This is a genomic window from Hymenobacter sp. DG25A, from assembly GCF_001280305.1.
Classification (GTDB): Bacteria; Bacteroidota; Bacteroidia; order Cytophagales; family Hymenobacteraceae; genus Hymenobacter.
The window spans coordinates 1,264,999-1,290,141 of sequence record NZ_CP012623.1; the positions used below are offsets into that span (position 1 = coordinate 1,264,999).

The following is a 25,143-nucleotide window of genomic DNA, read 5'->3' on the forward strand; positions in this document are numbered from 1 at the left end:
AGCTCAACCACTAACCTAAGCCACCGGAAATCAGTAAAATCGTGCCTTATCAATTCACTATTTAACACCCACATACTATGGCACAGGAAAATCAATATTCGCGGGGCTACTACCGTGATAATTACCAGGACTCCGATATGGGCCGTCGTAGCAACTATCGGGACTACGAGGATTATGACATGCGTGGGCGCAGCCAGTATTCCGGCCGCTACGAAGACGAAGACCGGGGTATGCGCAATCAGTATAGCTCCTCCCAAAACCGCAACCGCTCCGACTACGACCTGGGCCGTGCCACCGGCTATGGTTCGTCGGGATATGGTGCTTATAACTATGGATCACCCGGCTCTGGTGGCATGAGTGACCGGTCTTCGGGCTCATCCGGCATGGGCCGCGGCAGCCGCTATGAGCAGTACGAGGACCGCGCCCGCAATCAGTTTGTGCGCTACGATTCCGAAGATGAAAACCGCCGGAACCGGAGCAGCCAGAGCTGGGGCAACCCCTATGGCAGCGCCAGCAGCCGCTATAATGAGGTCGACGAAGACCGCAGCAGGCGTTCCGATTATGGTGTGGGCTCTTCGTATGAACGGGAGCATCCCGGCGCAGGCATAGGCCAGGGCTACCGCGGTGATATGTACGAAAGCGGCACCCGCGGCCGCAACCAGTTTTCCACTTTTGAAGATGAAGACCGGGGCAGCCGCTCCGCATACGGCATTGGCCGCGGCTCCAATGTTCGCTACGAAGACCGGGATGAGCGCGGCCGTTTCCAGGCATCTGATGAGGACCGGAACCGCAGCCCATACGGCCGCCGCTATGAAGACGACGACGAACGGCGCGGTGGCCGCTCCGGCCAGGGCGGCTACTACGGCTACTCGGAGGGCTATTCCCGCAATGCCCGCGGCGGGCGGTAAAAAGGCAATTATATAAGGTAAACAGGCCCTGGTATTCCCAAAAGTACCAGGGCCTGTTTGGCCTTTATTAAATTATGTAAAGGCAATAATGCCCGGCTCAACTAAATTATAATAGCTATGGTAAAGGCTCCTTAAGACGTTGTATCACTTGTGAATCTATGCGGCGGGGGCGGCCAGTGGCAGGGTCCAGCAACACCCACCAGGTTTCCGCCTCGCACAGCAGTACATTATCGGAGGCGCGCTCTATGCTGGTAAACCGTTGCGACAACGCCCCGCGGATGTCGCCCAGCCAGGTAGAGCAGCGTAGCGCTTCGCCCTCTAAAGCCGGGCGCAGATACTTGATGCGGTGCTCCTGCACTACCCAGATATACTTCTCCCTCTCTCCCACAGGGAATGCCGCCAGCCAGTGGGCGCCGGCCACGTCCTGCACCCAGCGCACGTACTGCACGTTGTTGGCGTGGTGCAGCTCATCGATATCTGAGGGCTGCACCTGGATGATATGGGAGAAGAAAAAGGTATCGGCAGGAGGCATCGGCATGGAGTGCAAAAAAAAATTGGGTTAAGTACAGACAACAACTGATAACTAGGTGGAACTTCTAAGAGAAGTTGTATATTTGACGCAACTTAAGAAGATGAGTCTCGCTTAGCTTGCCGAATAAACAAGGTTTCAGCAGTAGTACAGTACCCATTTCTTAACGAAACCTTATATCCTTCCAACATGCAGACGGGAACTGTAAAATTCTTCAACGACGCCAAAGGCTTCGGATTTATCAAAAACGACGAAACTGGCGAAGACATCTTCGTACACGTAACGAACCTGCTCGTAGACGAGATTCGTGAAAACGACAAAGTTCAGTACGAAGTAGCTCAGGGCAAAAAAGGCCTGAACGCTGTGAAAGTACAGCTGGCTTAGTCTAGTCGTCGTTAGTTATCTAAGAACTAGAAAACGACCTTTAAAAGGCACTCCTCAGGAGTGCCTTTTTTTATGCCTGCTGCGCGCCAGAGGGGTTTCAGTGCTGCTGGTAAATTTCGGATTTTGGTATTTCAGGAAGGCCGTTTCGGCTTAGTACAGGTACAGAATTCAAGCTCATCTGGTAATTCTCTATTCTTTTATGTACCTTTGCAGCCGCATTGAGAACGGCCCTGTTCCGCGCAGCTGTAGCTGCCCAGTAAAAAAAATTGTAGGCCGGCTTTATCTTCCGTCCGTTGCTTCCGTCACTTGTCGTTGTTGTAGAGTGGGAGAAGAGCGTCGCTGAATTCGCTGTTTTCAGAGCTATACACTCTCCATAACCATCGACATGGAAAAAGAATCGGAAAAAATGAAGTTCAGTGAGCTGACGCTCTCTGAAGAAATGCAGCGCGCTATTGCGGAAGTAGGCTACGAGGAAGCATCCCCCATTCAGGCAGCCGGTATCCCGGTATTGCTCCAGGGCCGCGACGTAATTGGCCAAGCCCAGACGGGTACCGGCAAAACTGCCGCCTTCTCAATCCCCGCCATTGAGCGCGTTGATACGGACTCCCGCGAAGTGCAGTGCCTGGTGCTCTGCCCCACCCGCGAGCTGGCCGTGCAGGTTTCCGGCGAAATCCAGAAGCTGGGCAAATACAAGAAAGGCCTGGCCGTAGTGCCTATCTACGGCGGCTCCAGCTACGACCGGCAGTTCCGCGCCCTGGAGCGCGGTGTGCAGATTGTAATTGGTACCCCCGGCCGCGTAATGGACCACATTGAGCGTGGTACCCTGAAGCTCGACTCCTGCAAAATGATCATCCTCGATGAGGCGGACGAAATGCTGGACATGGGCTTCCGCGACGACATCGAGACGGTGTTGAAGAAGATGCCTGAGGAGCGCCAGACGGTATTCTTCTCCGCCACGATGAGCAAGCCCATCATGGAGATGACCAAGCGCTACCAGAAGGATCCGCAGATCGTGAAGGTAAACCATCAGGAAATGACGGTTACCAACATCGAGCAGAGCTACTTCGAGGTGCGTGGTCCCCAGAAGAAGGACGTTCTGACGCGTCTCATCGACATGTACAACATCAAGTCGGGCATCGTCTTCGCTAACACGAAGCGCATGGTAGACGAGATTGTGGGCGACCTGCAGGCTAAAGGCTATTTCGCCGAAGGTCTGCACGGCGACATGGGCCAGCAGCAGCGCCAGAACACGCTGGATAAATTCCGCAAAGGCACGCTGGAAATCCTCGTAGCCACCGACGTAGCCGCCCGCGGCATCGACGTGGAAAACGTGGAAGTAGTAGTAAACTACGACCTGCCCGCCGACGAAGAATACTACGTACACCGCATCGGCCGTACCGGCCGCGCTGGTAAGCTGGGCAAAGCCTTCACCTTCGTGAGCGGCCGCGACATCTATAAGCTGCGTGATATCATGCGCTTCACCAAAGCCACCATCAAGCAGGAGCGCGTGCCTTCCTTCGAAGATGTGTCGGAGGTGAAAACCACGCTCATGCTCAACTCCATTAAGGAGATTATTGTAAAGGGCAACCTGGACAAGTACATTGCCCGCGTACAACGCCTGATTGATCAGGACCAGGAAGAAGCAGTTACGTCCCTGGACGTAGCCGCGGCCCTGCTCAAAATGACCATGAAGGAAGACAAGCGTGCGCAGGAAAGTCTGGATGCCAGCCGCACCCAGGGTGCTGCCCGCGCCGGCTTCACGCGCCTCTTCGTTACCATGGGTAAGAAGGACCGCCTGCACCCCCGCGACATTGTAGACCTCATTGCTGAAAACACCAGCCTTATGGCCAGCAAAGTAGGCGACATTGCTCTGTACGACAAGTTCAGCTTCGTAGAAGTGCCGAATGAGTTTGTGCAGGAAATCATTGATCAGCTCGGCCGCAGCTCCATTCAGGGCCGTCCGGTAGCCTTCAACATTGCTACGCCGCGCCAGGAAGGTGATGCGCAGCAGGAAGGCAACACCCGCGGCTTCGGCGGTGCTAATGAGAACCGTCCGGCCCGTCGTGGCCCCGGTGGATTTGGTGGTGGCGAGCGTCGCGAAGGCGGCAGCAGCTATGGCGGTGGTAACCGCGGTGGCAGCAGCTACGGTGGCGGCTACAAAGGTGGCGAGCGTCGTGAAGGCGGCAGCAGCTTCGGTGGCAACCGGGGTGGCAGCAGCTACGGCGGCGGTGGCTACAAAGGCGGTGACCGTCGCGAAGGCGGCAGCGGCTACGGCGGCGGTGGCTACAAAGGCGGCAGCGGTAGCAGCTCAGGCGGCTACAAAGGCAAGCGCGACGGCCAGGGCTTCGGCGAATAGATGTTAAAATACGGTTGATGCGCTAACTCCTCCTTTTCAGGAGTTAGCGCATCAAAAAAGCAAAGGCCCCTCTTTTGGAGGGGCCTTTCTTGTTCTATAAAGAAACGGTATTCGGAGGCAGAAAAGCCAGTTGGCTTACTTGGCCGAATCGCGCATGGCTTTGATGTTGTTGTGCGCTTCCTGCACGCCTTGGTACTGCTTTTCGATAACGGTTTTCAGCGTGCCGGGCAGTTCCTGTGCTTTCAGAGCCGTCTGGTAGGCGGTTTTGGCATAGTCTTCACCCCGCTCGCACTCACTCAGAATGCTCTTGTTGTCTTTGCTGGTGAGGGCGCCTTTCAGGTTAATCCAGGCACGGTGAATGGTGCCGGTAACGGAGCTTTCTTCGTCTGGTTTGAGGTCCAGCTTAAACATCTGGTCTTCCAGCTCCGTGATGTAGCTGGCCCGCTGCGCGGCATACTTCTTAAAAGTCTCTTTCAGCTGAGCATCTTCCACGTCGGTCATAGCTTCAGCATAGCCTTTCTGGCCATCTTTCAGCGTTTCAATCAGTTCGTTTACGAGGGCCTGGGTTGCTTTGGCTTCCATGAGGGTAGTAGTTTAGGAGTTGATATTCTAGGTTGTGTCTCCCTTTACTGCCGACTAGCCCGGAAGGTTGCAAAGTTGCATTTATCAACTTTGCTATAGTACCCGATTTAGCACATCTCCCCGGTTATGAAAGAGCCGCGCGAATAGTAAGCCTCTGCTTTAGTAAAAGCCTGAAAAATGCCCTGGGCTTTTTTTACTGATTCAGCGGCGGGGCAGGTGGGGCGCTGGCCATGGCCCGGCCCGCCAGAAACCCCGTTGTCCAGGCGGCCTGGAAGTTAAAGCCGCCCGTAATGCCGTCTATATCCAGCACTTCGCCGGCGAAATATAAGCCCGGCACCAAGCGGCTTTCCATGGTTTTCATGTTGACTTCGGCCAACGGAATGCCACCGCAGGTCACAAACTCTTCCTTGTAAGTGGTTTTGCCGCGCACGGCCAAAGGCTGGCGCAGCAGTAGCTCAATCAGACGGTTCTGCTGCTTGGCGGGAAGGTCGCTCCAGCGGGTTTCCGGGCCGATGCCCGCCAGGTCGGTGAGGGCGCGCCACAGCCGTTGAGGGAGACCAAACAAGCTATTGCTCACCACTCCTTTACGGCCGTTTTCCGCCCGGAAAGCATTTAGCCACTCCCGCAGGGTTTCCTCGGTGTATTCCGGAATCCAGTTGATGAGGGCCGTCCCCGTGTAGCCTAACTGAGCCAGGCGACGGGCGCCCCAGGCCGAGAGCTTCAGCACGGCGGGGCCACTAATACCCCAGTGGGTAATGAGCATTGGGCCTTGGTATTCCAGCTTCTCGCCGGCCAGCACCACGCGTGCCTGCGGCACGCTCACACCCGGCAGCTCCTTAAGCGGCGACTGCGGCACGTTGAAGGTAAACAGTGACGGAACCGGCGCTTCCACACTGTGCCCCAGGGCCTGCAGCCAGGCATACTGCTCCGCTTTCGGGGCACCGCCAGTGGCTACCAGTAATCGGTCTACTGCCAGCGGTTGGGCCTGATTTCCGCTCAGATGCAGACGAAATCCACCCTCGGGCCGGGGTTCAATCCGCTCTACTGCCGTTTGCGTGAGAATGCGCACGCCCGCCTTGCGGGCGGCCTCCAATAAGCATTGGGCAATGGTTTCGGAGGAATCCGTAACCGGAAACATCCGGCCATCGGCCTCGGTCTTTAGCTGCACGCCGCGGCTGGCAAACCAGCGCACGGTGTCCAGGGCGCCAAACTGCTTGAAGGGTTCTTTCAGTTGTTTGGCCCCGCGGGGGTAGTGCTGCACCAGCTGCGCGGGGGTGTCGGCAGCGTGGGTTACGTTGCAGCGCCCGCCCCCGGATATGCGCACTTTGCTAAGCAGCTTGCCGGTTTTTTCCAGCAGATACACCGTCAGTTGCGGGTTAGCCTCGGCACAGGCAATAGCCCCAAAGAAGCCGGCCGCGCCGCCGCCCAGTACGGCTACAGTATGGGTTGAATTCGTCACCCGGCAAAGGTACGCCACGACTTGCGCCCGGGCCCAATTTTAGCAAAAAGCCAGCGCAGCCACTACATCATCGTGCCGGAACCGGTAGCCGGTAGCCGCCCTTAGCTTGCTGCTGCTGATGGTTTTGCCGCCCACTTGCATTTCTGCCGCAAAGGTGGGCGGCTCCAGACCCAGTTTTTGGGCCGCCAACGGGTAAAACTCCTGGCGCAAGGGATGCTGGGCGGCACAGGCATTAAAGGTTTGGGCCGGCAGTGGATTTTCAATCAGCGTATGCAGCACACCCACACAATCATCTAAATGAATCAGGTTGACGGGCGCCGTTCCTTGCGGCAGCTGCTGACGGCCCGCCAGGAAGCGGCCCGGCGCCCGGCCCGGCCCCATCAGCCCCGCCATACGAATCACCGTGGTATTGATGCCGGGCAGGTTCTGGAAGAGTGCCTCTGCCTGTAACATCTCCGAAGCGGCATCGGCAGCAGCCACGGCATCTGCTTCCGTCATGGTGTGGTTAGCATCGGGGTACACGCCGGTAGAGCTGACAAAAAGTATCTGCCGTATCCGGGAATGAACCATGGCCGCCGCTACGGGCCGCAGTAGATCCAGATACGGAATGCCTTGCCTGGACTTGGGGGGGACGTTGAGCACCAGGGTATCTGCTTCGGAAAACAAGCGGTTTAATGTACTGTCGGTGGCAGAAAGGGTAGGGCTGAGCTGCAGAAGATGCGCGCTGATTCCGGCTTCCTGCAGTAGCGGCAGGCGTTCCGGGGAGGTAGTGGTACCGATGACCTGATAGCCGTGGGCCAGCAGGTGCTTGGCTAAAGGAAGACCCAGCCAGCCGCAACCCAGAATGGCAATGGTTGGCGGCGTAACAGCAGAAGTAGGAGAAGGAGAAGGAAGCATCAGGCAAAAGTCGGAAAAAAGGTATTACTACTTTTCTGGATGAAGCCGCGGCAATTTGCGTAATTGCGCTGCTTGCATCCTATTTTGTTCTAAACCCCACACACTCATGGCCTCAACCCATCCCTACGCCCAACCCATGCTCCGCGACAATGCGCTTCAAGGAAAAACTATTGTTGTAACGGGTGGAGGAACGGGCCTGGGCCGGGCCATGACTACCTATTTCCTGCAGCTGGGCGCCAACGTCACCATTACCAGCCGTAAGCTGGAGGTGCTGGAAAAAACCGCCACTGAGCTGCGCGAGCAAACCGGTGGCAACGTGCTGGCCGTGCAGTGCGACGTGCGCAAGTACGATGAAGTGGAAGCCATGCTCCAGCGCACCATCGACACATTTGGCGGGGTAGATGTACTGCTGAACAACGCGGCCGGCAACTTCATCAGCCCCACGGAGCGCCTGAGCCACAAGGCTTTCGATGTCATTGTTGACATTGTGCTGAAAGGCTCTTACAACTGTACGCTGGCTTTTGGCAAGCGCTGGATAGCCGACAAAAAGCCCGGTACCATTCTCAACATTGTTACTACCTATGCTTCTGTAGGCTCGGCCTATGTGGTGCCCTCCGCGGCGGCCAAAGCCGGCGTACTGGCCATGACTCGTTCATTGGCCGTGGAATGGGCTAAATACGGAATCCGTTCCAACGCCATTGCGCCCGGCCCATTCCCAACCGAAGGCGCATGGAGCCGCCTGTTTCCCGAGCCGCTGGCCAAAAAGCTGGACCCCGCTGCCTCCGTACCGCTCAAGCGTGTGGGCGAGCACCAGGAACTGGCCAACCTGGCCGCCTATCTGGTATCCGACTTTTCGGCCTATATGAACGGCGAAGTAGTGACTATTGATGGCGGCGAGTGGCTGAACGGCGCCGGCGAATTCAATAAGCTGGAAGCTATTCCCGCCCCCATGTGGGACGAAATTGAAAAAGCCATGCGCCGCTAAATCACGGATACGCAGGATTTGAACGGATGCCGCGGATTTTGTGGACCACAGATTCTACGGGCGTGAAACGGATTGAATTGATTTCAAAAGCAAGTCAGCTAAACCAAAAGGCCTCGCAGTTTGCGAGGCCTTTTGGTTTATGTAATCGTCCACAAAATCTGGGGCATCCTTTTATATTCTACGAATCCGTGATTAAAGTTTGTAGCCTTTATAGTCCTTGCTGAACTCGGCCCCGGGAATGGGCTGATTGGCTACGACATCGGAAAATTCGAATTTCTCAAACAGGCCTTTGTCATCAAATACCAGCACGGCCATAGGTAGAAAAAGCTTCTGATCGACGCAGACTATGGTGCGGCGGCCGTAGGCGTTGGGTACCTGCAGGGTGCGGCCGGCAGCTACTACTTCGCCGGGGGTGAGCTTATTGCGCTCCAGAATGCGGAACTCGCCACTGCCAAATTTATCGGCAATCTGAGCGGCGGTTTCGGGCTTGGTTACCTTATAGCTGACGTAGCGAAACTGAGGAAAATCGGAGCGGAGAATAAAGCACGGTCGGCCCGATACCAGGGTGTCGCCGGTGTAGTGGAAGCTGCGCTCAAACGCCAGGTCCTGGCGCTTGCCCGAGCCGTGCAGGATTTCCGCAATGGTGCCAAAACCGGCATCCAGCACGCTGTGGTGCTGGTTTTTGCGCATGAGCGTGCCATTGGGGTCCAGGCTGAGCGTGACGTAGGGGAAGCTGTTGGGGTATACCCAGGCGTCGCCATCGTTCTGGCCGTGTACCCAGAGCACTTCAATGCCTTTCTCATTGCGCAGGTAAACGCGCAGCGGGGAGTAGGCTACTTTCATTTGGGTGCGGGCCTGCTGGTAAGCCGCGCCAATGCGTTCCTGCGCCCGCACATTACAACGCAGGGTTTTTAAGTTACTGATAGAAGCGCTCAGGCGGGTAACCAGCTGGGCGGTAGTAATTTTTTCGGCCGGAGCGGTGGCCGCGCCCAGCATAGCTGCCAGGGTAAGAGCCAGAGAGGATTGCCGAAGAAAACGCATCATAGACAAGAGGAAACAAAAATACACAGAGGAGCCTGCTGCATAAACCGGGCCGGAGCCCGGCTATCAGAAATATAGTTAATTCAGGCTGATACGCGGAAACCGGGAAGCTGAGCTGTCAAATAAAAACAACTCATCAATCTCAATCTGCTTAAAGAAACGATACAGGGGCAGCTGCTCCACAATAGCCCGTACGGCTTCGCTGGAAGGCCCGTTCATAGTAATCCAGCCCCGGGAGCGGTCGGCGCTGATGGCATACACTTCTACCACGCTTTGCTCAATCAGCCGATTGACAAAGGTGCGGTGAGCCGGAATAAGAGCCACAAACTCCTCATCGAAGAACTCCGGGAGCCGTACCGATACAACGAACTTGGACATAGGAGCTAGAGACACTTGTCTTGCTAACGCCGGATGCTGCCTGAAAGTTGAGCCCCCGAAGCAGGAGTAACTTTTTTGGCTTGTATCCGATAGAGGACCCATGCACTTCGTCGTTATTACTCCCACGCACAACCGCCTGCAGTATTTGCCGGAGGCCGTTGCCAGCGTTCGGGCCAGCGTGCTGGCTCCCCTTGATATTTCAGTTGAACACCTTATTTGTGAAAATGCCTGCACCGATGGCTCGGCCAACTGGCTGCAGGAAGCCGCCGGGCAACCCGGTGTTGCGCTCCGATACTGGCCCAGCCAGCAGAAGCTGCTGCCCGGCCCGGCCCGTAACCAACTGGTGCAGCACGCTGCGCCCGATGCCTGGATTGTTCCCCTGGACGACGACGACCTGCTGCTGCAGCGCACCCTCTATCATTATGGCGCGGAGGTGAACCGCAACCCCGAAGCCCAGTGGTTTGTGGCTGATTTTCTGCGCATTGATCAGGAGCGGCGCTATCTGCCCAACGAGGACTATTACGCATGGCAGTTTGATACACCCGCTGATATGCTGCGCGCTATCTTTAGAGCCGAGCATTTTATTCAGGGCAACGTATGCTACAGCCGGGCCTTGTTTCAGGAAGTGAAAGGGTATGATGAGCAGCTGCCGATGGCGGAAGATCTGGACCTGTACGTGCGGTTTCTTCTGGCCGGGCACCTGCCCGTCATCTGCCCGCACATCAGCCACCTGCACCGCTTCCATTCCAGCAACATTAGCATTGGCGTAGATGCCGATAAGCATGGTAATGACCTGAAGGTGCTGTACGATAAGTATGCTGCTCAACTGGCAGCCGTGGGAGTGGAGCGCCCGTAACCCCTACTAGGGCTGTTTATAAAGCACGCCGTCTTTCATCACCAGCTGCACGCGGCGCAGGGCCTGAATATCCTTTGTGGGGTTGCCCTGCACGGCTATGATATCGGCCAGCAGGCCAGGGGCCACACGGCCACGGTCTGCCAGATGAAAGAGGCGGGCGTTGCCGCTGGTAAGGCCCGCCACCACGGCCAGGGGTTTCAGGCTGTATTCCTGCACCAATAGCTCAGCTTCCCGGGCATTGTCGCCGTGTGTGAACACGCCTACATCGCCCCCAATGGCCAGGGGAACTCCACTGCGCAGGGCGGCGGCCATGCTGCGGCGCTTCTCCTGGATGCGTTCCGGTTCGGGGTCCTGGCCTTTGCGCCAGCCTTTGTACTGGGCGCTGGCGTCACCGGCGGCTACGGTGGGGCAGAGAGCTACGCCTTTTTTCTTCATCAGCTGAAAAACTTCCAGCGTGCCGTCATCGCCGTGCTCAATGGTTTCTACGCCGGCCAGGGTGGCGCGGCGCATGCCTTCCGGGGTGCTGGCGTGCGCTACTACGGGGCGGCCGGCACTACGGGCGGTCTGCACTATCAGGTTGAGCTCTTCCTGGGAAAAGGTAGGCCGACTGGGCTCATCTTTGCCCCAGCGGTAATCGGCATATACTTTAATAATGTCGGCTCCTTTGCCTATCTGCTCGCGCACGGCCCGCACAATGCCGTCAATGCCGTCGGCTTCCTGCGCGCCCTGCGGTACGGCTACATCAGCCGTAAGCTTGGGGCCGTAGCTGCCGGTGGCTACCAGCGCCGGGCCGGCTACCAGCAGGCGCGGGCCCGGAATAATTCCTTGATTGATAGCCTGCTTCAGGGCAACATCGGCGTAGCCGGCGCCTTCTGTTCCCAGGTCGCGGGTAGTGGTGAAGCCGGCCAGCAGGGTTTTCTGCGCGTGCACGGTGGCGCGGGCCACCCGTAGCGCCTGGGGTTCCTGCATCACCTGCTCGTTCCAGGTGGCCTCGTTGTAGGGGTGCAGTAGCAAGTGGGAGTGGCCTTCAATAAGGCCGGGCAGCAAGGTAAGCCCGTGAAGCGCCAGGGTGCGTGCCCCCGCTGGTGCCGTAATCTGGTCGGCTGGTCCGCAGGCCTTTATCCTGTCGCCTTCCACCAGTACCACCCAGCCGGGGTGCAGCGTTTCGCCGTCGAAAACGGCCTCGGGTTGTAATAGAAAACTGGTAGCAGCAGTCTGTCCGGCTACTTGAAAACTAAACAGAAAAAGGCTGAGCAGCAGGCTGAAAGCCGGCATTAGCCGGACAGGCGAAAACAAGGAGTATCCCATAGCAGCACGAAGGAAACGAAAAGAGCCGCCTTCCCCAATGGAAGACGGCGCCTGACGTAAATAAAACAGAGTAGGTTGGCTAATGCTTACGAATGGCCCAGCTCCGTCACGGCATTGGTTAAGGTAACATCGGTGGCGGCGGGCACGGACGCGGCAATGGCCGTAGCCTCCGCCGCGTGCGTGCGCTCCCATTCCTGGAAGCTCACCAGCTCATCCCGGAACTTGCTGATAAACCAGCTGATCAGGGCCAGGTCATCCAGCAAACCTACTACCGGAATAAAATCCGGCACCAGATCAATGGGGGAGAGGACGTACAGCAAAACGGCCAGCCCGGAAATAATGGTGCTGGGCTCGATGCGGCGATAAGCGCCCGTTACGTAGGCATTTACCAACCGGATGAGGGTGCGCACCATATCAATGGTTTGCTGGAAAGGACCTTTTTTGCTGTTTACATCATCCAGCTTGGCCGCTACTTCACGTAGGGCCACTACTACGGCAATGGGTTTGCCCAGGAGCCCGGTAGCACGTTTCAAAAACAGGCTGAACACTGCATTCTTGGCAATTTTCACCCCTTTTTCGGCAAGAGTTGACATAGGGAAATAAAACAAATGGAAAGAAGAGTACGCCAGCGTGTACGTGCCCGTGTGCTGGGTGTTGTTGCGGCCGGAAATACATAAAAAAAGCCCGCCGAAACCGGCGGGCTTTTCTACTCTTGCTAGCGGCGCTTATTGCTTCTGCAAACGCTGGGTATACAGCTGGTTGCCGCTGTTAATGCGAATGATATACAGGCCGGAGCCAAGGCGGCTGAACTGCTGGTTCAGGCGCTGATTTACTTGCTCCAGCGTGCCGGTAGCTTCTACCACCATGCGGCCGTCCATAGCGCTAACCTGCAGGCGTACGGTCTTAGTACCAGCCTGCGCAAGCTTCAAACGAACAGCGGAGGTGGCGGGGTTTGGGTAAACGCTGAACAGGCGGTTGAGCGCTGCGGCGGCTTGCTTGTTCGGCAGGGCAATGTTGGCTGTGTTGTAGCGCGTCATCACCGGATAGTGGTCGGTGGTGGTGTTGCCATAGTCGTCAATCTGAGCGGCTACGTCCGTGCGGATGCGGGCGGAACCGGGCAGGTAGAACTGCGCCATCTCATTGGACAGCACTACGTGGTCGATGATATCATTGTAGGAAACCGTCGACTTTTCACCAGCCAGGCTGAGGGGCAGCGTTACGGCGGTGTAGTTGGTAGCGTCCTCCATGAAGGCGCTGTAAGAGGAAGCCGTGGTGTTGATGCCGGTTGTAATGGTCTTGTCCAAGTCGTCGTTGAAGTCGCCGAGGATAATCACATTCTTGGTGGCAAAGTCGGCATCCAGCTTGGCTTTCAGGGCCTCCGCGCCTTTTTTGCGCCGGTCGTAGGACTCGGACAGGGGCGTTACGTTGGCTTTGGCGTGAATCAGAATGAAGTTGATGCGCTGCGTTACATTGTTCAGAGTCACATCGGCCTCCATCAGATACGGGAAGCGACCCGAGGCCCAGTAGTTATAATCGTCGCACGTGGTGCAGCGCAGCAGGCCGGTAAACGTGGGGTTCTTCACCACGGAGGCGCGGTACACAAAGGCCAGCTTCTGGGCCTTGGCATAGTCGGCGGAACTAGCATCGGTTACGTTGGAAGCGAAATCAGAAACCATGTACTTATAGCCGCCCAGCTGCCGCACAATAGTGCCCAGGCGTACGGTATCCACTACTTCGGCCAGGGCAAATACGTCCGCATTTAGCTCCTTCAGGATTTTCAAGGCATTGGCCTGCTGCAGGTCGTCGTCTTTCGGGTTCTGGTCCGGCGAGCCAAACCACTCCATGTTCCAGTTCACAACTTCCAGCGTCTGAGCATCCTCAATGGTGTTGCCCAGTAAGGCAACCGTAGCGCTGGTAGCCCCCTCCGAGGCAATAGTAATCGTGCCTTTGTAGGTTGCCATGGGCACGGTAGGCATAAAGAGCACCTTTACCGTTACTTTGCCCTGCGCCGCTTCAGCGGGCGTATAGGTAAGCGAGGAAACGAAGTTCGTTGTGCCATCCTTCGAGAGCACAAATTCCGGGTTGCTGGAGGTGATGGTGGCGTTGGCCGTCAGGTTTTTGAGTGTGGCAACGAAGGTTTTGTTACCGCCGGTGTTTACCATCTGATAGCCAAAATCCAGCAGCTCGGGCGTGGCGGCCAGCACGGTGGCGGCCGGTGTGCTTGAGTTGCGCACGCGCAGGTCGTCCAGCGTCCAGCGGGCGGCGCTGGTGGTGGTGCTGGTGTATACAAACGCCAGGTACACGGTCTGGCCTTTATAGGCAGAAAGGTCGATGTCGCCAGAATCCATCCAAGTATCACCGGTGGCGAAATCAGCATTCAGGTCGGTCCAGGTGACGCCGGTGGCGTTAGGCGTGCCTGTGCCGGAGTAGTTGGTAGAAACCCGCAGTGCCATGCCGGGGCCGGTAAAGGCCACGCGGCTCCAGAACGAGAGCAAGGGGAAATCGATAGCACTCAGGGCCAAAGCCGGCGAGATAAGCCAGTCTTCGTTTTCCTTATTGCCGCTGGAATAGCCGTTGATCTGCACGCCGTAGGGCTTGCTGGCTTTGCCGGCTGCATCAGCAGCGTCGTGGCCGAAATTGGTGCAGTCCCAGGTCTGGGTACCCGTTACGCTGTAGGGCATCCAGCCATCGAAGTCCGTACCGGAGCAATCGTCAAAGGAAAACAGGTTGTCGTTAGGGTCAACACCGTAGCCCTTTACGGTTACCGTTTTGTCGGTAGCGCCGGTGCTGGTGTTGGTGATGGTGCCCGAGACACTGCCGCTGGTGGTAGGCGTAAATCGCACGTACACGGGCAGGCCGGCCGTGAGCTCAGCCGGCGTAAAGGTTACGGAAGTAGCAAACGTGGTATTGTCTTTTGATACGGCAAAAGGAGCGGTGGCCGTCACCGTAACATCCGCTGTGAGGTTAGAGGCACTCAGGGTATAAGGTACGCCGGCAGAGGCGGCGCCAATATTCTGGCGGCCCAGGTTCAGGGTGGCGGGCGTTACCGAAAGCGTGGGGCTGGAAGCCGTGCCGGCTGTCCAGCTCAGCGAGAAATCATCAATGCCGGTAGTTGGACGGTTCCCCGATCCAGTGGCAGCGGTGAGAGTAACGATGCGAATCCATACCGGACCGGTCTGGTTATCCAGTTTATTCTCGAAGTCAACGGTAATGGTGTTGTTGGAGAAGGTATTGTTGCCAGTTGTAGCCGAGCTGCCTACTTGGGTAAAAGCGCTTGGCTGAGTGCCAATGCCATAGTCTACCAACCAGGTAGCGGTGCGTGGTGCAGTAGCGGCATCCAGTGACTGAAGTTTAAAGCTCAGGTTAAAGGCAGTTTTGCCGGAGGTGTTTTCCAGTTGAAGGACAAAAGCACCGCCCGGATTACCCAGAGAGCTTGTCTGCCTTAGCGCCAGGGCCCGGTTGGTAGCCGCATCCTGCTCAGTGGCAGTAGCGGTTGCGGCAAGTCCGGTGGCGGAGGCCACGTTTTTAAAACCGCCGGTGGTATTGTTCCAAGCAGCCTTGGCGGTATTGAAAGTTGCTGCGTTGCCCAGCGTCGTCGCATTAGCATCAGTGCGCACCGAAAAACCAGTTGGCAGGCCCGCCCCGATACCATCGAAGTTCTCCGTGTAGGGGCTGGTACCCAGGGAAACCTGAGCCATTGCGCTACCAGCGGAAAGCAGCACTGCCGCACAGCCCGTCAAGTACCGAAAGAGTAAATTGTTTTTCATGCGTAATGGGTTAAGAATTACTGAAAAAGCAAAAGTAATGGCTCAAAAATACTCCAAGATTAACGGAATGTTACCAAACCAATGATTTACTACACATTAGTGCCGTCCGGCAATAGCCCACTATATTTATATAGTTAAGGAATAATGCTTGCCGGGAGTCAGTTCTGCCAACTCTCTGTACCTTGTCCTGCGTTTCGCTTTTTACCCTCCTCTGTTACTTAGCAGCATGCTTACCACCCGCCCCACCGCCGGCCAGTACGCGCCCTTCTACGAAACCTACGTTCGCCTGATTCCGGCCGAGGCCGACCCGCTGGCGCTGCTGCAGCAGCAAGCCCGGGAACTGCGCCAGTTGCTGGAGCCGCTCACCGATGAGCAGGCCCTGTTTGCCTACGCCCCCGGCAAATGGACGATTAAAGAGTCGCTGGTACATATGATAGACACGGAGCGCATCTTTGCCTACCGGGCGCTCCGCATTGCGCGCGGCGACCAACAGTCTCTGCCCGGCTTCGATCAGGATAGCTACGTGCCCGCTTCCGGAGCCAATGCGCGTGCCCTGGCCGATATTCTGGACGAGTATGATACTGTGCGGGCCGCCACGCTCAGCCTGCTGCGCTCTTTCCAGCCCGAAGCCTTTGAGCGCATAGGCTCTGCCAGCAACAACCCGGTTAGCGTGCGGGCCCTGGCCTATATTATTCCCGGCCACGAGGCCCACCACCTGCAGCTGCTGCGCGAGCGGTATTTGCCCGCCCTGAAATAAGGGCATCCACAACACAAAAAGCCGCCTCTTCGTTAGGCAGTAAAACCCGATTCACTTACCTCAGTCCTCTCCATCATGGCAAAAGCACAAGAACCCCGCAAAGAAAAAAAGAAGGAGCCTGCTAAAACAACTAAGGAAAAGAAGGCCGCCAAAGACGAGAAGAAAAAAGCCCGCGACAGCCGCCAGGATTAACTTTTCGACTTAAACGCACAACCGCCGCCAGATACAGTTTGATTTGGCGGCGGTTGTGCGTTTAAGCCAACCGAGCTGGTAGCTAATGCAGTTTGCTTGCTACGCTACAATGCCGATAAAGCCGCTTAAAGGGTATAGTACACTTCTTTTTGCTTGTCATGATGCTTGATGTAGCCGTGCAGGGTGAGCTTGATGAGCGTGCGGTAGGCCCGGCGCTGCCCAATGTTGAGCAGTTTCATGTAATGCGCCAGCGTAATGCGCGGATTCCGGTTGAGGTAATCCAGCACGGCCAGCTCCTCCTTATTTAAAGGCAGCTTTTCCAACCCGGGCGCGTCGTCCAGCGTCAGGGCTTTTTCGGTGAGCTGACTGGTTTGCACGCTTTCGTCGCGCACGCGCACGTAGCCGCGCCAGTCGCCTTCTGCCACCTGGGCCCGGTGGGGTTTGTGCTCACTCTCACGCACCGTCACAATTAATACGGTACGGCCATCTTCCTCCACTTCCTCAAATGCCAGCGGCACCGGCGGATCCGTGTATAGCTCCGCGGCCAGACGCAAAACGTACATTTCCTCCTCCGGCTCGCGCACGCCCACCACGCGTCCATCATCATCTACCCCCACCAGTACCTGGCCACCGTGCGTGTTGGCCAGGGATACTATGGTGCGGGCAATGCGGGTAGGGTGGGTGGTTTTCTTTTTGAATTCCAGTCGTTCCCCTTCGCCCCGCGCAATTAACTCTAGCAGCTCAGACATAAGAAATGGAAAAGGATGGGGCTTGCTACGGCCGGAAATGGGCAGACACGCAGCAAAAGCAACCCTTGTTCTCAGGTTTTACCAAATGGTAAGCTTACTCCATACCGGTTTCTTCCTCTGAAATGCGCCACAGGCGGCTGGCTTCGGCGCGGCTTTGGGCTTTGCCGGAGCTGCGCCCGGGCTTATTGCGCTTGAAATATTTGCCGCTGATGCGCGCTACCTCCGGCGAGGAGGCCAGATAAATGCTGGTCTGGGCACCCCGCTCGGTGCTGATCATAAACGGCATGGCCATCCACCACATCGATTTCATCAGCAACGGCGTTTGCGCGTTCATCAAGCCAGAATTTACCATGCCTGGGTGTACACAGTTGGCTGTGATGCCCGTGAGCTCCAGTCGGTGGGCCAGCTCGTTGGTAAACAGGATATTGGCCAGCTTGGAGTCGCAGTAGGCCGTAATAGCGCTGTATCTATGTGGGTCGTTGCGGGCTTCCTGTGATGCTTCAATCTGCCCCAGCCAATGCGCCTCCGAGGCCAGCGTAATAATCCGGGCCTGCTCCGCCGCCAGCAGCTGGGGCAGTAGCAGGTTAGTCAGCGTAAACACCGACAGATGATTTGTTACCCAGCTCAGCTCATGGCCTTCTTCCGTTACGGTAAACGGCCCGGGCATAATGCCGGCATTGTTAATTAACACATCCAGTCTGGGATAGCGCCGGGCCACCTCGGCGGCCAGGGTGCGCACGTTGTTCAGCAGGGATAAGTCGCAAAGCAGCACATCTACGGGGTTTTCCGGTCCGGCGGCGTCCTGAACCGTTATCCGGGCCTGCTCGGCTTTTTCCGGGTTGCGGCACACCAGCACCATATGAGCGCCCTGCCGGGCCAGCTGCCGGGCCGTGGCTAGGCCAATACCTCCCGAGGCCCCGGTAATCAAAACCGTTTTGCCGTGCATATCAGAAACTGTAGGGGAGGAGGCCATGGAAAAAAAGATTTCAAAACTCTGCCGCATAAACGTGTAATGCCGGGCCCTGAGTTTACCAATTCCTGATTTTTAGCAAAAGAAAATGCCGCTCCCATGGAGAGCGGCATTTTCTTTGTGGAAACCGAAGCGGCTTAACCTTAGAAAGGCAGGTCGTTGTCGTCGTCGCCGGCAATAGGAGCTGCTGAGGGCTGAGCGCGCAGATTCTGGTTCTGGTTGGCAACCGGACGTGGCGCGGCTTGCTGCTGGTTGTAGCCACCAGCTGAAGCGCCACCACCGCTGGCACCACCGGAAGCGGGTTCCAGCTTCCAGGCTTCCAGGTTAGTGAAGTACAGCATCTGACCGTTTTTGTTGAAGCCGCGGCCCCGCAGGTTAAAAGTTACCTTAACTTCGTCGCCCACTTTGTATTGGTCGATGAGAGCGGTTTTGTCCTGCACCAACTGGAATTTGATATGCTCAGGGTACTGGCCATCTATAACTTCCAGCACGAATTCGCGCTTGCGGAATTTTTCGCTCACCTGCTGCTCGTCAAAGATTTCGTGCAGGCGGCCGGTAGCATCGTAAGCCATAAGAAAGGATAGTTTGGGGAAGTGAAAACAGTAGGTCAAACCTACGAAAAAAAAACGACCCTTCCGGTGCCTGGGCAGTCAACTTGCCTGGTCTGGGGCCGTAGGGTTAGCTACGTATTTTTCAACTTGTTGGTAGTACTCTTATGATGAATGAATTGGCGCTGGCCTTGCACGGCGGAGCCGGAACCATAGCCCGGGCCCGCATGACGGCCGCGCAGGAGCAAGCCTACCGCGAAGCCTTGCAAGCCGCTCTGGAAATTGGCTACGCGGTGCTGGAGGCCGGCGGCCCAGCCCTCGATGCCGTGGAAATGGCCGTCCGTTCCCTGGAAGACTGCCCTTTGTTTAATGCCGGCCGCGGGGCCGTGTTCACCCACGATGGCCACCACGAAATGGATGCCGCCATTATGGACGGGCGCAACCGCGCCGCCGGCGCCGTAGCCGGGGTGCGTACCGTGCAAAACCCCATTCAGGCCGCCCGCCTGGTGATGGAGCATACCGAGCACGTGCTGCTGGCCTGGCCCGGGGCCGATGAGCTGGCCAAAGAGCACGGCCTGCCGACGCAACCCGCCGCCTACTTTTTCACCCAGCATCGCTACGACCAACTACAGGAGGCCATTCTGGAAGGCCGCGTGCGGCTCGACCACAGCCAGGCGGTAAAAGAGCCGGCCCCTCTGGTAGAGCCCGGCGCTTTTCCGGAAGACCCGAAAAAGAAGATGGGCACCGTGGGCGCCGTAGCCCGCGACCGGCACGGCAACCTGGCCGCCGCCACCAGCACTGGCGGCATGACCAACAAGCGCTATTCCCGCATCGGTGATTCTCCTGTTATCGGGGCCGGCACTTTTGCCGATAATACTACGTGCGCCATCAGCTGCACCGGGCACGGTGAGTTTTTCCTGCGGGCCGTAGTTGCCCATGATATTTCCTGCCTGATGGAATACCGAGGCCTGAGCCTGGCGGAAGCCTGCCGCATTGTGGTGCATGATAAGCTGGCTCCCGTTGGGGGCGAGGGTGGCCTGGTGGCGGTAGATGCCGCCGGAAATATTTCTCTGCCCTTCAACTCTGAAGGCATGTACCGGGCCAGCCGCACCTCTAACTCGCCGCTGCAAATTGGCATTTACGCCGAGTAGCTACTCCTTATATATAGGTGCATTGGGGCTGCTACTGGCAGGCCCAACAAAAAGCCCGGCTTCTTATGACAGAAGCCGGGCTTTTTGTTGGTCGAAAGGGTTGCTAATGAGCTGCGTGTGAGCCCGCCAGCGCGAGCAGGTGCTGCTCGTGCGTTTGCCGGTCGCAGTAGAAGCGGCGCTCTTCAATATCGTACACGTTGCCTTTTGCCAGCACGTGCATGGTCATGCCTTCCAGGGAAAGGGCGGTTCCCTTTTTAGCGGTAGGCGCGTTGTTATGCCGGATGGTGTGGCCATCCATAATGATGACCAGGTTGGAGCCAATAGTCTCAATCAGGTTGCCATCCGTAATCAGCACGCCAGTATCCTCACCCAGGCCAATGCCAATGAGCTTGTGGTGCACACTGACGGCTTCAATCAAACGGCCAAAGCGGCCCCGCTTTACAAAGTGGGAGTCAATCACCACCTCATCAATCAGCGCCAGGCCAGTGCCCATTTTTACCGCCCCCTTTAGCAGAGAATCGGGCACGCTACCACCGGTAATCATGATCTGGGACATGGCCATGGCCCCGGCGCTGGTGCCGGCTACTACAAAATTAGGTTCTGAGTAGTAACGGCTTGTGAGCAGCTCCAAAAACGCACTGTCTCCGAACATTTGCTTAAGCCGCGACTGGTTGCCGCCACTGAACATGATAATGTCGGCGGCGCGCAGGCGCTCCAGGTATTCGGGCTGCCGCGCGTCTTCCGGGGTGCGAATATCCATCACGCCCACATTGTGGCAGTTCAGCATCCCGAAGGATGAGGTATAGATAGGTCCCACTTCCAGGGGAATCATGGAAGCTGTGGTAATTACTTCAATGCGCGGGTCCATTTTGCGCGACTCAGTGACGACCCGCTTCAGAATACCCAGCTCAAAGAAATTCAGGTAGTACTTCTTCCGCACCCTAGCGCTGGAGTAAGTGCCTTTATCTTCATTGCCGCCAACGGCAATAAGCTTCCCAAGTGGTTTTTGTGCTTTCAACTCAAATTCTACTTTATAACTCAATAAGACAAAGCTAGTACCTGCAGGCAAGCTTCGCGCCATAAAAAAACCGGCAGTACTGAGTTTAGTTTACGAACGCCCCAGCAGAGCGTCCAGCGTTCCGCTTGCTACCGAGTGATAGTTGGGACGGGCCTGTGTGTATACGGCCTGGGCCCGCTCATGACCATCGGTAGTGGCTAAAAGTGCTTTGTAGAGAGGCACCAGAAATTTGCGCCGCCCTACGCGGATAAGAAAAGCTTCCAGTGCGGCATCAGCGGGGTGGTAGCCGGCAGCCAGCGTGTGCGGAAACCAGGCGGCCAGAATTTCAGAGTTACCCGAATGAGTAAGCTGGAAGGCCACATCCAGCTCAGCCAGCCTGGCGGAAGGCAACGGGTCAGGCAGGCCCTGCAGGAAATGGACCCACTCGTGGCTGCTCCAGTCCGTTGTGGAGAGCAGGGTGGCTGGCGTACCGTCCAGCCAGTCCTGACGGGCCTGCTCTACCAGGGAAAAACGCTCCGAGGTAACAGGCGGAGCCACGGCCGGAATGCCGGGGGAATCAATCCAGGCAGAAAGCTGGAGTTTTTCTTCCAGCCCCGGAAACTTGTCCAGCAGCTCGCGCCGCAGATATGCCAGAAACGAGGCGGTGTCCATAGACTGAAAGCGGTGCCGAGAGAAGTACTCCTTAATAAAGGCATCCAGCTCATCGCGCCCCACCAGGTGCTCCAGGGTGAGGAGGAGGTAGTCGCCTTTCTCGTAGGCAATTTCATTCAGCCCTTCGTCGGGGTCACGGCCGGCCAGGTTCAGGTGCAGATGCGTGTCGGCACTGGCCGGGCCTAATTCCGTTAGGGTATGCAGCAGGGCGGTATGTCCCAGTACCTGCAGCATGTCGGCGTAGGGGCGGCCGTAGAGCTTTTCCATGATGCGCCGCTCAAAGTATACGGTAAAGCCTTCGTTCAGCCAAAAGTCGTTCCAGGTAGCATTCGTCACCAGGTTGCCCGACCAGGAGTGGGCCAGCTCATGGGCCACCAGACTGGTCAGGCTTCGGTCGCCGGCCAGAATAGTGGGCGTTACAAATGTTAAACGGGGGTTTTCCATGCCGCCAAAGGGGAAGCTGGGCGGCAGCACCAGCAAATCGTATCGTTCCCACTGATAAGGCCCGTACAGCTCTTCGGCGGCCGTCACCATTTTTTCCAGGTCAGCAAACTCACTGGTAGCAGTAGGCAGCGTTACCGGTTCCGCATAAATGCCGGTGCGCCCACTCAGAGGCGTAAAAGCCAAATCCCCCACGGCCAGAGCCATGAGATAGGCCGGAATGGGTTGCGCCATCCGAAAATGGTATTCGCCCAGGGCGTTGCGCATCTGCGGATTCTCGGCACTCATTAAGGCCAGCAGGTGGGAGGGCACGCGCACGGTGGCTTCGTAGGTGAAGCGCACCCCGGGGGAGTCCTGACACGGTAGCCACGTGCGGGCCAGAATAGCCTGCGACTGGGTAAACAAAAAGGGGTGCTGATGTCCGGCCGTCTGCTCCGGCGTGAGCCACTGCAGGGCCGAGGCCTCGGGCGCAGTGCGGTAGCGGATGGTCACCTGGCGGGTACCGGCCGGCAGCGCTATGCGGAGCGACTGCCCCAGGATGGCGTCAGGCTGGCCCAGCTCCCAGGTCGTCGGGGTTTCGTGGTCCTGGTCGCCCACGCTGATAGCATCTATCTGCAGGTCGCGGGAATCCAGCCACAACTCGGTGGCTTCGGTGAGGTGTTGCAGCTGCCAGGTAGCTACCCCGGAAAGAATATGGCTACGGAAATCAACACTCAGATCAAGCACCAGGTGGCGCACGCTAACCTCCTTAGGTCGGGCATAGCTGTGCGGATCGGCAGGCAGAGACAGGGCAGCGGAAGTAGGCATCGGGGACCAGCAGAAAGAGAGTGGACGAAAAGGGTAGGACGTAAATATAGCCAATACGCTACGTGTCCCGGGCAGTTGAAATAGGTTACTCGGGTATCTTCAAAAGCATTAACTTGCGGCATGGCGTAGCGTGACCCCAGCCAAGGGAAGCACAACCTTGCCCGGTTGTTTAAAGTAGAACGACCGACCAGCAAAGCAGGAGCTTTTGATCTGCCTGGTCTTTCACCGTTCTATTGGCTTCTGAGCCGCTACCCTGTTCCTGACATGAAATTACCGTTTGCATCATCTTTCTTTTCCACTTTTCTGCTCTGGGTGCTCAGCCTGTCGCTTTTAGCGTCGACGGCGGCCTGCAGTGATGATCAGAAAAGTAAAATCCAGAATGCCCTGCCCGGCATGATTTCCAAGCCCGGCGGACCGCAGCCTAAGCTGGATAGCGTATATGTGGTTCGCCAGATGCTGGCCGAGCCGGCTTTCAAGGACCAGCTGGAATGGGCCAAGAAATTTTACCGGGAGCGTGATTTTCGCTTAGGTTGGTTTCGTAACCACGAGCTGGTTCCGCAGGCGCAGACCATGCTCTCTGTCCTCGATAAAGCAGCCGAAGAAGGCCTGGACCCCAAGGATTACAAAGTTAAAGACTTCAATAAGCTGTTTGCAGAGCTTGAAAAAGCCCAGCAGGATACTACCCGGCGCAATGCGCTGGAGAAGGAAATTGACGTAGCCTTATCCGGCACCTATTTTAACTATGCCTCTGATTTCTACCGGGGTACGGTTGATCCGCGCAAGACGAAAGGGGTTGACTGGCGGGTGAAGCGCAACAAAATAAAGTTGCACAAAGCCCTGCTGACCATCCTGAAGGAGCGCGAAAGTACGTACCCGTACTACGAGTTTGAACCCTTGCACCCTGAGTACGACCGGCTGAAAAAAGCCCTGGCTGATTACCGGGCCCTGCAACGGAATGGCGGTTGGGTAAAGCTCCCAACCACCTTGAAGCTGAAGCCTGGCGATGCCTCGGCCAGCGTACCCTTGCTGCGCCAGCGGCTGCTGAACGAGCCGGCCTCGGCGGGTACTCCCGTTGTGCCGGTTTCCAATGGCGGCCCCAATGCCCCGGCGGCCCCGGCTCCTAAGTATGATGGTGAGTTGGTGAATGCCGTGAAAGAGTTTCAGGAACTCAACGGCCTGCGCCCCGACGGGGTAGTGGGCGGCGAGACGCTTAAGCAGCTTAACATTCCTTTGGAAGACCGGATTCAGCAGATCATGCTCAATATGGAGCGGTGGCGCTGGGTGCCCAAGCGCTTCGAGGCCGACTATCTTCTGGTGAATATTCCGGACTACAAACTGCACGTTATCGAGAACAATAAAGAGGTTTTCGATATGCGCGTGATTGTGGGCAAGACTCTGAACGCAACGCCCGTGTTCAGCGACAAAATGGAATTTGTAGTGCTGGCGCCTTATTGGAATGTGCCTTACAGTATCATCGATAAGGAGCTGCGCCCCAAGCTGGCGGCCGATCCTTACAGCACCCTGGACCGCCTGGATATGGAAGTGGTAAAAGGCTCGGGGGCCAAGGCCACCCCAATAGATCCGGGTACCATTGACTGGGCTAACCTCACGGAAAAAACCTGGCGCTATACGCTGCGCCGTCGCCCCGGCCCGAAGAATGATCTGGGCAATGTGAAGTTCATCTTCCCGAACTCAAACGACATCTACCTCCATGATACGCCTCATGATGAGCTCTTCAACCAGACCAAACGGGGCTTTAGCCACGGCTGTGTACGGGTAGAGGACCCCATCCGCCTGGCTACTTATTTGCTGCGCAACAAGAGCGGTTGGGACGAGTCGAATATCATGAGTACTATCTCTCAGGGCCAAGAAAAATATGTGACCCTGCCGGAAAAACTACCGGTATATCTGGTGTACTTCACCTCATGGGTAGACGAAGCAGGGAAGGTGCATTTCCGCGACGATATCTACGGACACGATAAATCTCTGGCCCGCGAATACTTTGATTAACGAGTAGTTCCGCTAAACCGGGCCACCAGTGTTTAGCCTCTTGCTCACACATAAAAGCCGGCTCTGCCTTTACGGGTAGAGCCGGCTTTTGCGTTTTGGTTGTTTTTGGAAGCTAAGGGGTAAGCAGTAAGAAGGTATAGGAGCAGGACGAAGCCCTGGAATAAACAGCTTACGAAAGCACGAACGACAAGCGAAGCTTCTGCTTTCTTTTGCTACGAGGTGGAAAAGAGGCTGTAATAGGTAGGAGGGGTAGTATGATTACATATGTAATACAAATGTAAACTGAGTAACTGTCGATTTACTATTGTTAATATTGATCGAGATAAGTTACATAAGTAACTAAAAGGCGAAAACTGATCAGATTATTTGAATTACACGGTATATCCTACATTTGTAATC

22 protein-coding genes are annotated in these 25,143 nt (G+C 56.7%); 8 read left to right on the forward strand and 14 right to left on the reverse strand.

Annotated features, from left to right (window positions below; all coding sequences use genetic code 11):
- Positions 1-77 precede the first annotated feature (77 nt).
- The gene (locus AM218_RS05450) at positions 78-908 is read left to right on the forward strand and encodes a hypothetical protein (RefSeq protein ID WP_054412579.1); all 831 of its coding nucleotides are present in this window, start codon (positions 78-80) and stop codon (positions 906-908) included.
- Positions 909-1,023: 115 nt separating this feature from the next.
- Here AM218_RS05450 and AM218_RS05455 read toward each other — a convergent pair whose 3' ends face one another.
- Positions 1,024-1,446 (reverse strand): acyl-CoA thioesterase, encoded by a 423-nt coding sequence (locus AM218_RS05455; protein WP_071843702.1) that lies wholly within the window; start codon positions 1,444-1,446, stop codon positions 1,024-1,026.
- A 180-nt stretch (positions 1,447-1,626) separates the two neighbouring features.
- Here AM218_RS05455 and AM218_RS05460 point away from each other — a divergent pair, with 180 nt between their 5' ends.
- Positions 1,627-1,821 (forward strand): cold-shock protein, encoded by a 195-nt coding sequence (locus tag AM218_RS05460; RefSeq protein WP_044513832.1) that lies wholly within the window; start codon positions 1,627-1,629, stop codon positions 1,819-1,821.
- 385 nt (positions 1,822-2,206) lie between these two features.
- Complete coding sequence (locus AM218_RS05465) at positions 2,207-4,177, forward strand: DEAD/DEAH box helicase (RefSeq protein WP_054412583.1); 1,971 nt, start codon at positions 2,207-2,209, stop codon at positions 4,175-4,177.
- Positions 4,178-4,312: 135 nt separating this feature from the next.
- Here AM218_RS05465 and AM218_RS05470 read toward each other — a convergent pair whose 3' ends face one another.
- From AM218_RS05470 to AM218_RS05480, 3 genes are all read right to left on the reverse strand, one after another.
- Positions 4,313-4,759 (reverse strand): PA2169 family four-helix-bundle protein, encoded by a 447-nt coding sequence (locus AM218_RS05470; RefSeq protein ID WP_054412585.1) that lies wholly within the window; start codon positions 4,757-4,759, stop codon positions 4,313-4,315.
- Positions 4,760-4,952: 193 nt separating this feature from the next.
- Complete coding sequence (locus AM218_RS05475) at positions 4,953-6,218, reverse strand: BaiN/RdsA family NAD(P)/FAD-dependent oxidoreductase (RefSeq protein WP_054412587.1); 1,266 nt, start codon at positions 6,216-6,218, stop codon at positions 4,953-4,955.
- A 39-nt stretch (positions 6,219-6,257) separates the two neighbouring features.
- Positions 6,258-7,115: an SDR family oxidoreductase gene (locus AM218_RS05480; RefSeq protein WP_054412589.1), complete on the reverse strand. Its 858-nt coding sequence runs from the start codon at positions 7,113-7,115 to the stop codon at positions 6,258-6,260.
- 106 nt (positions 7,116-7,221) lie between these two features.
- Here AM218_RS05480 and AM218_RS05485 point away from each other — a divergent pair, with 106 nt between their 5' ends.
- Complete coding sequence (locus AM218_RS05485; RefSeq protein WP_054412592.1) at positions 7,222-8,100, forward strand: SDR family oxidoreductase; 879 nt, start codon at positions 7,222-7,224, stop codon at positions 8,098-8,100.
- Positions 8,101-8,292: 192 nt separating this feature from the next.
- On the opposite strand, the gene AM218_RS05490 is transcribed toward AM218_RS05485, so the two are convergent.
- Together AM218_RS05490 and AM218_RS05495 are read right to left on the reverse strand one after the other, a co-directional pair.
- Positions 8,293-9,144: a LysM peptidoglycan-binding domain-containing protein gene (locus AM218_RS05490; protein ID WP_082318083.1), complete on the reverse strand. Its 852-nt coding sequence runs from the start codon at positions 9,142-9,144 to the stop codon at positions 8,293-8,295.
- Positions 9,145-9,219: 75 nt separating this feature from the next.
- On the reverse strand, positions 9,220-9,519 hold the full coding sequence (locus tag AM218_RS05495; RefSeq protein WP_054412596.1) for a YciI family protein: 300 nt from the start codon (positions 9,517-9,519) through the stop codon (positions 9,220-9,222).
- Positions 9,520-9,619: 100 nt separating this feature from the next.
- On the opposite strand from AM218_RS05495, the gene AM218_RS05500 reads away from it, so the two are divergent.
- Entirely contained in the window at positions 9,620-10,375 is a 756-nt protein-coding gene (locus AM218_RS05500; protein ID WP_054412598.1) for a glycosyltransferase family 2 protein, read from the forward strand.
- Between the two features lie 6 nt (positions 10,376-10,381).
- Here the strand turns inward: AM218_RS05500 and AM218_RS05505 are convergent, their stop codons facing one another.
- The 3 genes from AM218_RS05505 to AM218_RS05515 all read right to left on the reverse strand — a co-directional run bounded on the left by AM218_RS05505 (position 10,382) and on the right by AM218_RS05515 (position 15,450).
- Positions 10,382-11,683 carry a metal-dependent hydrolase family protein gene (locus AM218_RS05505; protein ID WP_231717552.1) on the reverse strand — a complete coding sequence of 434 codons (1,302 nt, stop codon included), beginning with the start codon at positions 11,681-11,683 and terminating at the stop codon, positions 10,382-10,384.
- Between the two features lie 86 nt (positions 11,684-11,769).
- The gene (locus AM218_RS05510) at positions 11,770-12,276 is read right to left on the reverse strand and encodes a YkvA family protein (RefSeq protein WP_054412602.1); all 507 of its coding nucleotides are present in this window, start codon (positions 12,274-12,276) and stop codon (positions 11,770-11,772) included.
- 132 nt (positions 12,277-12,408) lie between these two features.
- On the reverse strand, positions 12,409-15,450 hold the full coding sequence (locus tag AM218_RS05515) for a T9SS-dependent choice-of-anchor J family protein (RefSeq protein ID WP_082318084.1): 3,042 nt from the start codon (positions 15,448-15,450) through the stop codon (positions 12,409-12,411).
- 226 nt (positions 15,451-15,676) lie between these two features.
- Between AM218_RS05515 and AM218_RS05520 the strand changes: the two genes are divergently transcribed.
- Positions 15,677-16,207: a DinB family protein gene (locus AM218_RS05520; RefSeq protein ID WP_054412606.1), complete on the forward strand. Its 531-nt coding sequence runs from the start codon at positions 15,677-15,679 to the stop codon at positions 16,205-16,207.
- Positions 16,208-16,524: 317 nt separating this feature from the next.
- Here the strand turns inward: AM218_RS05520 and AM218_RS05525 are convergent, their stop codons facing one another.
- The 3 genes from AM218_RS05525 to AM218_RS05535 all read right to left on the reverse strand — a co-directional run bounded on the left by AM218_RS05525 (position 16,525) and on the right by AM218_RS05535 (position 18,690).
- Positions 16,525-17,148: an AlbA family DNA-binding domain-containing protein gene (locus AM218_RS05525; protein WP_054412608.1), complete on the reverse strand. Its 624-nt coding sequence runs from the start codon at positions 17,146-17,148 to the stop codon at positions 16,525-16,527.
- A 94-nt stretch (positions 17,149-17,242) separates the two neighbouring features.
- Positions 17,243-18,121, reverse strand: coding sequence for an SDR family oxidoreductase (locus AM218_RS05530; RefSeq protein WP_197274021.1), 879 nt, complete (start codon positions 18,119-18,121; stop codon positions 17,243-17,245).
- 140 nt (positions 18,122-18,261) lie between these two features.
- Positions 18,262-18,690, reverse strand: coding sequence for a DUF3127 domain-containing protein (locus AM218_RS05535; RefSeq protein WP_054412612.1), 429 nt, complete (start codon positions 18,688-18,690; stop codon positions 18,262-18,264).
- A gap of 143 nt (positions 18,691-18,833) precedes the next feature.
- On the opposite strand from AM218_RS05535, the gene AM218_RS05540 reads away from it, so the two are divergent.
- A complete protein-coding gene (locus AM218_RS05540) occupies positions 18,834-19,817 on the forward strand; it encodes an isoaspartyl peptidase/L-asparaginase family protein (protein ID WP_054412614.1) in 984 nt (327 codons plus the stop codon).
- 103 nt (positions 19,818-19,920) lie between these two features.
- Here the strand turns inward: AM218_RS05540 and AM218_RS05545 are convergent, their stop codons facing one another.
- A complete protein-coding gene (locus tag AM218_RS05545; protein ID WP_231717553.1) occupies positions 19,921-20,859 on the reverse strand; it encodes a cyanophycinase in 939 nt (312 codons plus the stop codon).
- Between the two features lie 66 nt (positions 20,860-20,925).
- Entirely contained in the window at positions 20,926-22,734 is a 1,809-nt protein-coding gene (locus AM218_RS05550) for a M1 family metallopeptidase (RefSeq protein ID WP_054412616.1), read from the reverse strand.
- Positions 22,735-22,998: 264 nt separating this feature from the next.
- On the opposite strand from AM218_RS05550, the gene AM218_RS05555 reads away from it, so the two are divergent.
- Positions 22,999-24,744, forward strand: coding sequence for a L,D-transpeptidase family protein (locus tag AM218_RS05555; RefSeq protein ID WP_054412619.1), 1,746 nt, complete (start codon positions 22,999-23,001; stop codon positions 24,742-24,744).
- Positions 24,745-25,143: the final 399 nt, after the last annotated feature.